At 34.0% G+C, this 13,236-nt stretch carries 11 protein-coding genes; 5 read left to right on the top strand and 6 right to left on the bottom strand.

Annotated features, from left to right (window positions below; all coding sequences use genetic code 11):
• Positions 1-117 precede the first annotated feature (117 nt).
• Both ileS and ABW636_RS18620 read left to right on the top strand, forming a co-directional pair.
• Entirely contained in the window at positions 118-3,522 is a 3,405-nt protein-coding gene (gene ileS / locus ABW636_RS18625) for an isoleucine--tRNA ligase (protein WP_367591584.1), read from the top strand.
• A gap of 4 nt (positions 3,523-3,526) precedes the next feature.
• Entirely contained in the window at positions 3,527-3,910 is a 384-nt protein-coding gene (locus ABW636_RS18620) for a TraR/DksA family transcriptional regulator (protein WP_367591583.1), read from the top strand.
• A 500-nt stretch (positions 3,911-4,410) separates the two neighbouring features.
• Here ABW636_RS18620 and ABW636_RS18615 read toward each other — a convergent pair whose 3' ends face one another.
• Positions 4,411-4,719, bottom strand: a complete 309-nt coding sequence (locus tag ABW636_RS18615; protein ID WP_367591582.1) for a hypothetical protein — start codon at positions 4,717-4,719, stop codon at positions 4,411-4,413.
• 212 nt (positions 4,720-4,931) lie between these two features.
• Between ABW636_RS18615 and ABW636_RS18610 the strand changes: the two genes are divergently transcribed.
• On the top strand, positions 4,932-5,534 hold the full coding sequence (locus tag ABW636_RS18610; RefSeq protein WP_367591581.1) for a lipoprotein signal peptidase: 603 nt from the start codon (positions 4,932-4,934) through the stop codon (positions 5,532-5,534).
• 57 nt (positions 5,535-5,591) lie between these two features.
• Here the strand turns inward: ABW636_RS18610 and ABW636_RS18605 are convergent, their stop codons facing one another.
• The 5 genes from ABW636_RS18605 to ABW636_RS18585 all read right to left on the bottom strand — a co-directional run bounded on the left by ABW636_RS18605 (position 5,592) and on the right by ABW636_RS18585 (position 8,903).
• A complete protein-coding gene (locus ABW636_RS18605) occupies positions 5,592-5,984 on the bottom strand; it encodes a response regulator (protein ID WP_367591580.1) in 393 nt (130 codons plus the stop codon).
• Between the two features lie 76 nt (positions 5,985-6,060).
• Complete coding sequence (locus ABW636_RS18600) at positions 6,061-6,624, bottom strand: 5-formyltetrahydrofolate cyclo-ligase (RefSeq protein ID WP_367591579.1); 564 nt, start codon at positions 6,622-6,624, stop codon at positions 6,061-6,063.
• The gene (locus ABW636_RS18595; RefSeq protein WP_367591578.1) at positions 6,617-7,597 is read right to left on the bottom strand and encodes a succinylglutamate desuccinylase/aspartoacylase family protein; all 981 of its coding nucleotides are present in this window, start codon (positions 7,595-7,597) and stop codon (positions 6,617-6,619) included. The genes ABW636_RS18600 and ABW636_RS18595 overlap by 8 nt, the downstream gene beginning before the upstream one ends.
• On the bottom strand, positions 7,594-8,475 hold the full coding sequence (gene rimK / locus ABW636_RS18590; RefSeq protein WP_367591577.1) for a 30S ribosomal protein S6--L-glutamate ligase: 882 nt from the start codon (positions 8,473-8,475) through the stop codon (positions 7,594-7,596). The genes ABW636_RS18595 and rimK overlap by 4 nt, the downstream gene beginning before the upstream one ends.
• Complete coding sequence (locus ABW636_RS18585) at positions 8,475-8,903, bottom strand: ATP-dependent zinc protease family protein (RefSeq protein WP_367591576.1); 429 nt, start codon at positions 8,901-8,903, stop codon at positions 8,475-8,477. Before ABW636_RS18585 ends, rimK begins: the two co-directional genes overlap by 1 nt.
• Positions 8,904-9,093: 190 nt before the next feature.
• On the opposite strand from ABW636_RS18585, the gene uvrC reads away from it, so the two are divergent.
• A complete protein-coding gene (uvrC, locus tag ABW636_RS18580; protein ID WP_367591575.1) occupies positions 9,094-10,893 on the top strand; it encodes an excinuclease ABC subunit UvrC in 1,800 nt (599 codons plus the stop codon).
• The gene (locus tag ABW636_RS18575) at positions 10,890-13,178 is read left to right on the top strand and encodes a patatin-like phospholipase family protein (protein ID WP_367591574.1); all 2,289 of its coding nucleotides are present in this window, start codon (positions 10,890-10,892) and stop codon (positions 13,176-13,178) included. The genes uvrC and ABW636_RS18575 overlap by 4 nt, the downstream gene beginning before the upstream one ends.
• The last annotated feature ends 58 nt before the right edge of the window (positions 13,179-13,236 follow it).

Here is a 13,236-nt window from a genome sequence, read left to right as displayed (position 1 = left end):
ACTTAGATAGTTAAATTTTATAGTTTCCTAACAATTATTTCATATCACAGTTCGAATTACAGCTTCTTTTTTCTAGAAAATCCTTATTTTCGCAGACTTAACAGAAAGAACGATCAAATGAGCACGAAGTTTCCTGAATATAAAGGACTTGACTTACCTAAAGTAGCAGACGAAATACTAAATTTCTGGCAACAGAACGATATTTTTGAAAAAAGTATTAGTGAGCGTGAAGGAGCGCAACCGTTTGTCTTTTTTGAAGGCCCTCCTTCAGCAAATGGATTACCAGGAATTCATCACGTTATGGCTCGTGCTATTAAGGATATTTTTTGTCGTTATAAAACTCAAAAAGGGTATCAGGTAAAGCGTAAAGCCGGATGGGATACACATGGGCTTCCTATAGAACTTGGTGTAGAGAAAGAACTGGGAATCACCAAAGAGGATATTGGTAAAAAGATTACAGTAGAAGAGTATAATAAAGCCTGTAAAAAGGCTGTGATGAGGTATACCGATATCTGGAATGATTTGACGCAAAAAATAGGCTATTGGGTAAATATGGAAGATCCATATATTACCTATAAGTCTAAGTATATGGAGAGTGTATGGTGGTTGCTTTCAGAAATATATAAGAAAGGATTGCTATACAAGGGGTATACAATTCAACCTTATTCTCCAAAGGCAGGTACAGGGTTAAGCTCTCATGAACTTAATCAGCCAGGTACGTATCAGGATGTGACAGATACTACAGTAGTTGCACAGTTTAAAGCTAAAGAAGATAGTTTGCCTTCGGTTTTACAGAGTATTGAAGGAAGTATCTACTTTTTGGCATGGACGACCACTCCCTGGACATTACCTTCGAATACGGCATTAACGGTAGGACCAAAAATTGATTATGTGGTGGTAAAAACCTATAACCAATATACTTTTGAACCGATTAATGTAGTTCTTGCCAAGAATTTGGTAGGAAAGCAATTTGCTGGTAAATACACGCAAGTAGAAACAGAAGAAGAAATAAAGGCTTATAATCAGGGAGATAAAAAAATACCGTATTTCATTCTAAAAGAATGTAAAGGAACTGATTTAGCAGAGTCAAGATATGAGCAGTTAATTGATTATGTACAGCCTAATGATAACCCAGAAAATGCATTTAGAGTAATTACAGGTGATTTTGTAACTACAGAGGATGGTACAGGTATTGTGCATACCGCGCCTACTTTTGGAGCAGATGATGCTATGGTTGCCAAACAGGCTTCTCCAGAAGTCCCACCAATGCTTGTTAAGGATGAAAATGATACCCTAGTTCCATTGGTAGATTTACAAGGTAAGTTCACAAAACATGTAGGAGAATTTGCTGGTAAATACGTTAAAAATGAGTATTACAATGATGGCGAAGCACCAGAGAAATCGGTAGATGTAGAAATAGCCATTAAATTAAAAATAGAAAATAAAGCGTTTAAGGTAGAAAAGTACGTGCACAGTTATCCAAACTGTTGGCGTACAGATAAACCTGTTTTATATTATCCTCTTGATTCTTGGTTTATTAAGGTTACAGACTTTAAAGATCGTATGCACGAACTTAACTTGGGGATCAATTGGAAACCAAAAGCTACCGGAGAAGGTCGTTTTGGTAATTGGCTGGCAAATGCTAATGACTGGAACCTGTCTCGTTCACGTTTTTGGGGAATTCCATTACCTATCTGGAGAACAGAAGATGGTAAAGAAGAATTAATTATAGGTTCTGTAGAAGAGCTAAAGACAGAAATAAACAAAGCGGTAAAAGCTGGAGTACTCGAGTCTGATATTTTTGAAGACTTTGTGGTGGGAGATATGAGTGAAGAGAATTATGATAAAATAGATCTTCATAAAAATGTGGTGGATAAAATTACCTTGATTTCTGCTTCTGGAAAACCAATGAAGCGCGAAAGCGATTTGATAGACGTTTGGTTTGATTCTGGATCTATGCCCTATGCGCAATGGCATTACCCTTTTGAAAATAAAGAAAAAGTAGAAGCAGGCGAACGCAAAGCAGATTTTATTGCAGAAGGGGTAGATCAAACAAGAGGTTGGTTCTATACGTTGCATGCTATTGGCACTATGATTTTTGATGATGTAGCCTATAAAAATGTAGTGTCAAATGGATTAGTGTTAGATAAGAATGGACAAAAAATGTCTAAACGTTTGGGCAATGCTGTAGATCCTTTTGAAACGTTAAAAGAGTTTGGCCCTGATGCTACCAGATGGTATATGATTAGTAATGCCAACCCATGGGATAACCTAAAATTTGATGCAGAGGGTATTGCAGAGGTTCGTCGTAAGTTTTTTGGGACCTTATATAATACATATTCGTTTTTTACGCTATATGCAAACATCGATAATTTTACGTATGCAGAAGCCGATATCCCATTAGAAGAGCGCCCAGAGATAGATCGATGGATTCTTAGTGAATTACATTCTTTGATAAAGAATGTAGATGAGTATTATAATGAGTATGAGCCTACAAAAGCTGCAAGAGCGATTTCAGATTTTGTACAAGAAAACCTAAGTAACTGGTTTGTGCGTCTTAGTAGAAGAAGATACTGGAAAGGAGATTATCAAAAAGATAAAATATCTGCCTACCAAACCTTATATACTTGTATGTTGACAGTTGCAAAGTTAGGAGCTCCTATAGCGCCTTTCTTTATGGATCGATTGTATAAAGATCTGGTGTTAAACTCTACAAAAGAAACTTTTGAGAGTGTACATTTGGCTCATTTCCCGCTGTATGATGAGTCTTATGTAGATAAAGCGTTGGAGCACAAAATGCAAAAGGCGCAAACAGTATCATCGCTGGCACTTTCTTTACGTCAAAAAGAAAAGATCAAGGTTCGACAGCCATTACAACGAATTATGATACCTGTTTTAAATGAAACAGAGAAAAATGAAATCAATGATATCTCAGAATTGATTAAAAATGAAGTAAATGTCAAAGAAATTGAGTTGATTGATGATGCTTCGGGTATATTAGTGAAGCAAATCAAGCCAAATTTCAAAACTTTAGGTCCTCGATTCGGAAAAGATATGAAATTGATAGCCAACAAGATACAGTCGTTCGATCAAGAAAGTATAAAAATTCTTGAACAAACCGGTAAGTTTGATGTAGAAATTAACAAGAAAATTATTACTTTAGGTATCGATGATGTGGAAATCAGCTCGCAAGATATAGAGGGTTGGTTAGTAGCAAATTCTGGAGCTTTAACGGTAGCGTTAGATGTAACTATTAGTCCCGAACTTAAAAAAGAAGGGATCGCCAGAGAGTTAATTAATCGTATACAGAACATACGTAAAGATAGCGGTCTGGAGGTAACAGATAAGATAGAGATCGTTTTTCAAGAAAATAAAGCTATACAAGATGCAATTGCTACAAATGAGCATTATATTAAAAATGAAACCTTAACAGAATCAATTGAATTTGCATCAGATGTAATAAATGGTACAGAAATTGCGTTTGACGACATTGCAACCCAATTGGTAATTAAAAAACATTAAGAGTATGGCAGATGATATCAAAGTAAGGTACAGTGATGGAGATTTGGAAATGTTCAAGGAGATAATTCTTGAAAAAGTAGAAAAGGCTAAAAAAGATTTGGAATTACTAAGAAGTGCGTACAAGAATGATGGAAATAATGGTACAGATGACACTTCACCGACTTTTAAGGCCTTTGAAGAAGGAAGTGAAACCATGTCCAAAGAAGCCAATACACAACTTGCTATCAGACAGGAAAAATTTGTTCGCGATCTAAAAAATGCTTTATTGCGTATAGAAAATAAGACATATGGTATTTGCCGTGTAACTGGGAAACTAATTAATCCAGAGCGATTAAAGCTAGTGCCACACGCAACATTAAGCATAGAAGCAAAAAATATGCAGAGTTAACTCTTTGATTTTTTTTGAACATACAAAAGGGGACTCTGCATAGAGTCCCCTTTTGTATGTTCAAAATTCAAAATGTATTATTAGATCAAAGAATTGCTTAAGACATTTACTTATACCATTTACACTTTGAATTTACCGTAATAAAATACTCTTTTTCGTTTCTGCTTCAGAATAAAAGAGAACCGTAACTACTGCTATGCTTATTTTTTCTTCTTCTCATAAACAAAAAATAGCTCATTTTCTTTAACAGTAAATTCAAAGTATAACTGGTATTATATAAAATTGGATGTTTTTACTAATTGGGAAGGGGCAATAATAATTATTTGATTTTCATTTATTGTAATCAATCCTTCTTCTTTAAAATCATGTAGTACCCGAACCAGTGACTCTACAGAGGTTCCTCTATACCATGTTTGTATAGGTTCTAAGTTGTCGTCATCATGCTCAACGGTACTTGTCTCAATATTAATGGGTGATTGAGAAGAACCTCCACAACTTTCTCAATCAGATCCACATAAAGTGGCCCAAAATTCGGGGCCTAATTCTCCTTTATACTCGAATTGACATTCTGATGATAGAGATTTTCCAGTAGCGGCGGCGGCCAATGCGGCTTCGTCATTTATGTTCTGTGGGGTTTCTGTGGTTGTACTTTCAAATTCGTCATGACTACAGGCAAGAGTCATTAAAAAAAGACATGTAAAAAGTAATCTAAAAAAATGGTTTTCATAAATAAGGAGTTTGTGATTTGTAATAAGTGACAAAATTATCTGATAATTATTTGCATTATCACCAAAATAATCATGTTTCAAAATGATTTTTATCGCATTTTTTATTGATTTAAATGGTGTAAAAACATGATAAAAGTCAAAAAAGCAAGATGAATTAATACATCTTGCTTCATTTGTAACTTATTTTTAAAACAAAATTCTAAAGAGCTTCCTTATCAGTACCAGAAATGTTTTTATAACAAAATAAAACACTATTTTTGCGGACATTATAGGACTAAATAAACTTGCCGTATATGTCATTAAAGAAATCTATTTTAGTCATAATTTTGGTGTTACTTATTGATCAGGTTACCAAAGTTTATATTAAAACACATTTTGCACTTCATGAAGAAGTAAAAGTTTTTGATTGGTTTCGTATCATTTTCGTAGAAAACAAAGGAATGGCATGGGGGTTTGAGCTCCCAGGCAGTTATGGTAAGTTGGTTCTTACTTTGTTTAGATTAGTTGCTATTACAGGTATTGGATATTGGTTGTATGACTCTGTTCGCAAAAATAGTCCTGCAATTCTTACATTTTGTATTGCACTAATTTTTGCAGGTGCTTTTGGAAATATTGTAGATTCGATTTTTTATGGACTTCTTTTTGAAGAGAGTACAAAAATTCATGTAGCGAGCTTTTTACCAGAAGGAGGAGGATACGAAAGTATTTTTTATGGTAAAGTGGTTGACATGATTCAATTTACTTTTTACAGTGATATTCTTCCAGAATGGATTCCGTTTTGGGGAGGTAAACATTTTTCATTCTTCGATCCCGTGTTTAATATTGCTGATTCAGCAATAAGTATTGGGGTTTTCTTATTGGTAGTTTTTAATAAAAAAGCGTTTCCTAAAAAATAGTTTTGCCTACTACCAATTGTTTTCTGAAGAAAAGTGGTTTGTAAAATCATAAAAATACTAAGCTAGTATTTTTGTGAAATCATCAATTTTAATAGGTTTAGAGATGTAATCTTCTACCATATCAATAGATTTGGCACGTTCTATATCCCTGGTATCAATTGAGGAACTAACTACGTAAAGAAGTGTCTTTTTAGGAATTTTATCTTTTATTTTGGAAAATTCATCCAAAAATTCCCATCCATCCATTACAGGCATATTTAGATCTAAAAAAATAAATCGGGGTATAGTGGCTGTTTCTATAGATTTTGTGAAAAAATCGATAGCCTCCTTACCGTTTTTAAAAACCACAACAGATTTTGATAATTTTTTTAGTTCAATGATTTTGCGTAACAAGTTGATATACATGTTATCATCATCAATGATGCATACACTCTCAGAAGTAAGTGACATTTTTAGGGGTAAAAAGTTATATAGATCTAAAATAGTACAAGTATTTTTGATTACAAAAAAAAACGAGTGGTAACGCCTAAAAATAATACGTTTTTGTTGGTGTAACGCAAAGGTTAAGGCGTATGTCTGTTGCAATTGTGTCCTTAATTTGCTCTTCTGCAGGGAATAACGACAACCCTATTTTCAAAGTGTTAGGATTACATTTAGATAAAAATTTATCATAAAACCCTTTTCCATACCCCACGCGATTCCCTTTTTGATCAAATGCTAATAGAGGAATAAAAACAACTTCGATGGTTTCTTCGGGAATTGGGATGCCGTCTGTAGGTTCTGGGATACCCCATGTATTGACTTTTAGTACCGTAGTATCCGTAAGTAAAAAGTGCGATAATGTATAAGTATCGAAATTACTTTTAGAAATGATAACATTCTTATCCTTTCCCTGAAGAATGTTAAGTATAAACTCGGTATTAATTTCTTTTTGTTTGTTTATAGGTAAAAAAACATGGTAATATGATTTTTCCCAAATAGATAATTGAAGTAATCTATTTGCAATATCTATGCTAAGATCTTCTATTTCCTGATTACTTATGTTTGATCTAAGGGTTTTGTACTTTGCCCGTAGTTCTTTTTTATTCATGTATTAATTCTTTTGTTATGCGAAAGATAGCATCTCCTTTATAAACGATCGAAGACTCATTGACATTTATCAAATAACCTTCATTTTTTGCTTTTACGACATGTCTCATTTTGCCATATGGATCTGTGATGGTTGCCAGGGTTTCATTTTTATCTACATGCTTGCCAATTGGGACTTTGATATGTAAAAGTCCGCTATATTTTGCACGCATCCAAAAACTATTCTTTACAATTAAGCTATTACCGTTTCTAATAGGCGGTTCGAATTCGGTTGCCAGCATTCCTAAATGATGCAATATACGCATTGTACCTTGCACTCCTTCTCTCGCAATTTCTTTATCACTACTTTGAGATTTACCACCTTCGAATAGTAAAATGTTTTTTCCTTTTTTTGCACAGGTAGCCCTGTAAGAGCCATCAAGGTTTTTTGATAATAATGTAAAAGGGGCGTTGAAAATTTTTGCCAGCTTTACAAGGTCTTTATTACTAGGGTCGACCCTAATATGAGCGGCGTTAAATCTACTGGCTCCTCCTGTATGAAAATCAAGGCAAAAATCTGCAATGGGTAAAATCTCATTAATGAATTGATACGCAAAACGACTGGCGAGAGATCCGTTTTTGGTTCCGGGAAAAACTCTGTTAAGGTCCCTTCCGTCAGGAAAAAAACGATTCATGCTTAGAAAACCAAATACATTAAGTACGGGAATGCATATAATAGTACCAATAAGAGGCTTATTGATTTTTTTTGCGATAATTTGCCGTACTACTTCAACTCCGTTAATTTCATCTCCGTGTATTCCGGCAGTAATGAGTACCGTAGGTCCTGGTTTTTTGGATCGTTCTATAATTACTGGTATTTCTACTTTGGTAGAGGTATAGAGTTTTGCAATGTTAAAATTGATAATGGTGCTCTTGCCTGGTAATACTTCGTTGCCAAGAATATTTAGTATATTTTTTTTGGTTTCTTTCGTCATTTAGTTTCAATATTCTTTTCTATATATCGGATAATTGTTTTTGCAATATCTTTTCCTGTGGCTGTTTGAATACCTTCTAGTCCCGGAGAAGAATTAACTTCGAGAATTAGAGGTCCTCTTTTACTTTGAAGCATATCGACACCCGCTACTCCAAGTTTTAATGCTTTTACAGCTTTTATGGCTGCCTTTTCTTCTTCATCGGTAAGTGTAATAATAGAGGCACTACCTCCTCTATGAATATTTGATCTAAACTCACCTTCCTTTCCTTGTCTCTTCATAGCGCCAACCACCTGGCCATCTACTACCAGTGCTCTAACATCTGCTCCTTTAGCCTCTTTGATATATTCTTGAACAATTACTCTTGCTTGTAACCCGTTAAATGCATCTAATACCGATTCTGCTGCAGTTTTCGTTTCTGCTAAAACAACACCAAGTCCTTGGGTACCTTCTAGCAATTTGATAATTAATGGAGCTCCTCCTACATGAGAGATTACCTCAGAAACATCCTTAGAATAATTGGTAAAAACAGTTTTGGGAAGACCTAAGCCTGCTTTAGATAATATTTGTAAGCTTCGTAATTTATCTCTGGATTGTACCAATGCTTGTGATTGTACTGTTGTAAATACATTCATCATCTCAAACTGTCTAACCACTGCGGTGCCATAAAAAGTGATCGATGAGCCAATCCTTGGTATTACCGCATCTACATGTTCTAATTTTTTTCCACGATAATAAATTTCTGGATTTTCTTTTTCTATAATTATATCACAGCTAAGCGGATCGATAACCTGTACATTATGTCTACGTTTTATAGCTGCCTGAACCAAGGCGTTGGTAGAATACAAATTCGCACTACGCGACAATATTTTTATATTCATTATTTTTTTTGATTAAAAGACTGGTTTTCTAATTGAGGGTCTATTAAAAATTTTCTGCTTAAAAACTTTCTGCCTATCAAAACAGGAAAGCGCATGTCATCTCTGGGAGATAATGTAAGTGTAATAGGGTAAGTACTATTAAATACAATAATTTTTGTTTTAATAGCATATCGCACTTCTACTTTTCCATTGCTACTTTTTACTGCTGTAATATCGTAATTCTTAAACGTAAATCTTTTACCGTTATATTCTGGATGAGTAGCGTCAAGAAAACTGCATTGCAACGTATCACCAACTTCTTTAATGTCTATACAATGGATAGAAGAGGTGTATGCCCCAGTATCGATTTTGGCATCGATTTCTTTTAATGATAAAAGTGGGAAATCTATTTTATCTATACGACCAATTATTTTCTTTTCTTTTTCCAAAAAAAACGTATTGAGATTGGACCACTAATGTACTAAAAATCGATTAGCATTATAAATTGTCTTATTTTTTTAATCACGCAAATTTTAATGAGTATTCTAAGGAGGAAATGATATGGTATATTTTAACAAAAAATTATTGCCTAATAATTGGTATAACAATTAAGGTAAACACTTAACTTTACCATTTAGAATGCAAGAAGCTACTTTAGACATACAGGTTAAAACGTTACCTACGACCCCTGGGGTGTATCAGTATTATGATAAAGAGGGAAAGCTATTGTATATTGGTAAGGCAAAAAACCTCAAAAAAAGAGTAGCATCTTACTTTACTAAAAATCACGATAATTATAAAACAAATGTTTTAGTAAAAAAGATTCATTCGATAAAGCATATCGTTGTAGAGACCGAGACAGATGCGTTGTTACTCGAAAATAATCTGATCAAAAAACATCAGCCTCGTTTTAATGTGATGCTAAAGGATGATAAGACGTATCCTTGGATATGTATTAAGAAAGAGCGTTTTCCCAGAGTGTTTCCTACCAGAAATATTATCAAAGATGGATCAGAATATTATGGTCCCTATACCAATTTTAAAACAGTTAATACGCTATTAGAACTTATCAAAGGGTTGTATCAATTACGTACCTGTAACTATGATTTATCTCGAGAAAAAATCCTGAATGGAAAATATAAACTATGCCTCGAGTATCACCTGGGAAACTGTAAAGGACCTTGTGAGGATATGCAGAACGAGAGTGAGTATATGGAAAACATAGAAGCCATTCGTCAAATAGTAAAAGGTAATTTTAAAGATTCTTTAGTTCGATTTAAGGATCAAATGATGGTTCATGCCGAGAAAATGGAGTTTGAAGAAGCACAACGAATAAAAGAAAAGATAGAGGTGTTAGAAAACTACCAATCGAAATCTACAGTAGTGAATCCCAAAATTAGCAATGTTGATGTGTTTTCGATACTATCAGATGAATCTTATGGGTATATAAATTTTCTTCAATTATCCTATGGTGCAATCATACGATCTCATACTACAGAAATCAAAAAAAAATTAGACGAATCGGACAAGGAACTTTTAGAATTGGCAATTATAGAATTACGTCAACGCTTTAATTCTACATCCAAAGAAATTTTTGTACCTTTTAAGGTAGATGTTGGAGAAAATCTTAAGATTACGATTCCGCAATTAGGTGATAAAAAGAAAATTGTTGATTTGTCTTTAAGGAATGCAAAGTATTATAGACAAGAACGATTCAAACAAATAAAAATTATTGATCCAGAGCGTCATACCAAACGTTTGATGGCGCAAATGAAGAAAGATCTTAGATTGCCAAAAGAGCCAACACATATCGAATGTTTTGATAATTCTAATATTCAGGGAACAAATCCTGTTGCGGCCTGTGTAGTTTTCAAAAATGGAAAACCAAGTAAAAAAGAATATAGAAAATTTAATATAAAAACAGTAGAAGGCCCTAACGACTTTGCTTCGATGGAAGAAGTGGTGTATAGACGGTATAAACGATTGACAGAAGAAGGTAAAGAATTGCCTCAATTGGTGATTGTAGATGGAGGAAAAGGACAGCTCTCATCAGGGCTAAAGGCATTGGATCAATTAGGATTAAGAGGTAAAATAACCATTATCGGTATTGCAAAAAGATTAGAAGAAATTTATTATCCAGGAGATAGTATACCATTATATCTGGATAAAAAATCAGAATCTTTAAAAGTGATACAACACCTAAGAAATGAAGCGCATAGATTTGGAATCACATTTCATAGGCAGAAAAGAAGTAAAGCAGCATTAGATACAGAGTTAGATGTAATCCCGGGGATCGGAGAAAAAACTGTCGTAGAGCTTTTAAAACATTTTAGATCTGTAAAACGAGTAAGTGAAGCCTCGTTAAAAGAACTAAGCGAAGTAATTGGAAATTCTAGAGCAACCAAAATATACAATTATTATCTTTCTAAAAAAGAATGAACGTGATCAAGCATTGTCAATTGGCTTTATCAATAGCTGTAGTACTGTTTATGCTACTTTTTTTACCCGATGCTGCTTGGTGTCAGGAAAAAGAAGCAATTGATAGTGTGGATGTTTCATCAGTAGAAGATGTAAAAGTAGGATTAGTATTAAGTGGTGGTGGAGCAAAGGGTCTTGCACATATAGGAGCTTTAAAAGTTATTGAAGAGGCAGGAATTAGAGTAGACTATATAGGAGGTACCAGTATGGGAGCCATTATTGGGGCTTTGTACGCATCTGGTTATAAAGCAGCAGCATTAGACTCGATTTTTAGAACGGTTGATTTTGATGTGTTAATTCAAGATGAATTACCCAGAGAAGCGAAAACCTTTTATGAACGCGAAGATTCAGAAAAATATGCGGTTACACTTCCCTTTGATAAGTTTAGAGTAGGTTTACCCAAGGGGCTCTCTAAAGGGCAGAATTTTTATAATCAGTTTTCAAGATATACCGCGCATGTAAATACGATTCGTGATTTTGATAGTCTTCCGATTCCGTTTTTTTGTATGTCTACCAATATAGAGAATGGAAAACAAGTTCTTTTGGACAAAGGGTATCTTCCAGAAGCAGTGGCAGCTAGTGGAGCATTGCCATCTATTTTTAGTCCTGTAGAACTCAATGGGATCTTAATGACCGATGGTGGGGTAACGAATAATTATCCCGTAAAAGAAATTCGAAATAAAGGAGCAGAAATAGTCATTGGTATTGATGTACAAGATAGTTTAATGTCTCGAGGAAAACTAAATTCGATTACAGACATTATGTTGCAAATAGGTAATTTTAGAACTATTAATGCGATGAAATATAAAATCTCTGAAACAGATATTTATATTAAACCATCTATTGTGGATTTTTCTGTGATGTCTTTTGATAAGGCCGAAAAAATTATCTCTAATGGAGAAATCGCTGCACAAGAGAATTTAGAACGACTCAAAGAAGTTGCTGCACGTCAAAGAAATGCTTCAAGAGAAATTACGGAGCCACAAAACTCTGAAGCGATATACCTTAATAATGTTGTTATAAATGGTCATAAAAGATATACCCGGGCTTATATCAAAGGAAAACTAAAGTTAAAAACGCCAAGAGTAGTAAGTTATGATAAATTGAATGAGGGAATTAATAACTTGGTGGCTACGGGTAATTTTGATCGGGTTAGTCATAGGTTAGAAGATACGGGGCAAGGAAAAGATCTTGTACTTAATCTTAAAGAAAGCAAAAACAAAATGTTATTGCGTTTTGCGTTGCATTATGATAATCTATTTCAGACAGCAGGATTGGTGAATGTAACTAGAAAAAGTTTGTTTTTTAATAATGATGTACTTTCTATAGATGCCGCCCTAGGTGATAATATACGATACAATGTAGATTATTATATAGATAAAGGGTTTTATTGGAGTACAGGACTAAAATATCGTTATACTAATTTTAAGAAAGCTGTAGATTTTGATTTTATTGAAAGATTTGGAGAACTTCCAGATCTAGACATTAATAATATTACGGTAGATTATACAGATATTAATGTGCAGGCGTATGCAGAAACGTTATTAAAGCAAGATTTTTCTTTGGGTCTGGGAGGAGAGTATAAAAGACTTCAAATAATTTCTGAAACATTTGGAGTAGATAGGAATCAAGTTCCCAGAACAGTGTTTGATAACAGTGATTATTGGAGTGTTTTTGGATATGTAAAATTAGACACATACGATAATAAGTACTTCCCTAGACAAGGATTCTTGTTTGAAGGTGATATACATAGTTATCTTCTGTCTTCAGATTTCACGAATAAATTTAATGGGTTTTCTATTGCCAATGCCAAACTTGGATATGCTACTCCTATGGGAGATGATCTGGCATTGAACATAGGTATGGAAGCTGGTACCAAAATAGGAAATACCTCTTTAAATTCTCTGGACTTTCTTATTGGCGGGTTTGGGGCAAAGACCATCAACAATTTTATTCCTTTTTACGGGTATAATTTTTTCGAAATTTCTGGGCAAAGCTTTGCAAAAGCATCTATAACGTTGGATTATGAAATTTTTAAAAAAAATCATTTGAATGTAGCTGCCAACTATGCCAATGTTGGAAATAAGTTATTTAGTACAGGTCGATGGTTTGAAGACCCAGAATTTTCGGGATATGCTCTGGGGTATGGAATGGATACCTTTGCAGGGCCAATACAAGTTAAATATTCGTATTCGCCAGAAATAAAAGAAAGCAGGTGGTTTTTTAGTATTGGTTTTTGGTTTTAAAGCTGTAGAAGCACCAGAATACTGTTAAGAAATATAGAATTTGTGGTTAAAAGAAGCG

The sequence above is a fragment of the Aquimarina discodermiae genome, from assembly GCF_040786235.1.
GTDB lineage: Bacteria > Bacteroidota > Bacteroidia > Flavobacteriales > Flavobacteriaceae > Aquimarina.
The sequence above is the reverse complement of the archived record's forward strand: the minus strand, read 5'-3'. Positions and strand labels throughout refer to the sequence as shown.

What these genes read in the sequence shown, in the direction of transcription:
- ileS (WP_367591584.1), top strand. Translation starts at nt 118, where the DNA reads ATGAGCACGAAGTTTCCTGAATATAAAGGACTTGACTTACCTAAAGTA.
- ABW636_RS18620 (WP_367591583.1), top strand. Translation starts at nt 3,527, where the DNA reads ATGGCAGATGATATCAAAGTAAGGTACAGTGATGGAGATTTGGAAATG.
- ABW636_RS18610 (WP_367591581.1), top strand. Translation starts at nt 4,932, where the DNA reads ATGTCATTAAAGAAATCTATTTTAGTCATAATTTTGGTGTTACTTATT.
- ABW636_RS18605 (WP_367591580.1), bottom strand. Translation starts at nt 5,984, where the DNA reads ATGTCACTTACTTCTGAGAGTGTATGCATCATTGATGATGATAACATG.
- ABW636_RS18600 (WP_367591579.1), bottom strand. Translation starts at nt 6,624, where the DNA reads ATGAATAAAAAAGAACTACGGGCAAAGTACAAAACCCTTAGATCAAAC.
- ABW636_RS18595 (WP_367591578.1), bottom strand. Translation starts at nt 7,597, where the DNA reads ATGACGAAAGAAACCAAAAAAAATATACTAAATATTCTTGGCAACGAA.
- rimK (WP_367591577.1), bottom strand. Translation starts at nt 8,475, where the DNA reads ATGAATATAAAAATATTGTCGCGTAGTGCGAATTTGTATTCTACCAAC.
- uvrC (WP_367591575.1), top strand. Translation starts at nt 9,094, where the DNA reads ATGCAAGAAGCTACTTTAGACATACAGGTTAAAACGTTACCTACGACC.
- ABW636_RS18575 (WP_367591574.1), top strand. Translation starts at nt 10,890, where the DNA reads ATGAACGTGATCAAGCATTGTCAATTGGCTTTATCAATAGCTGTAGTA.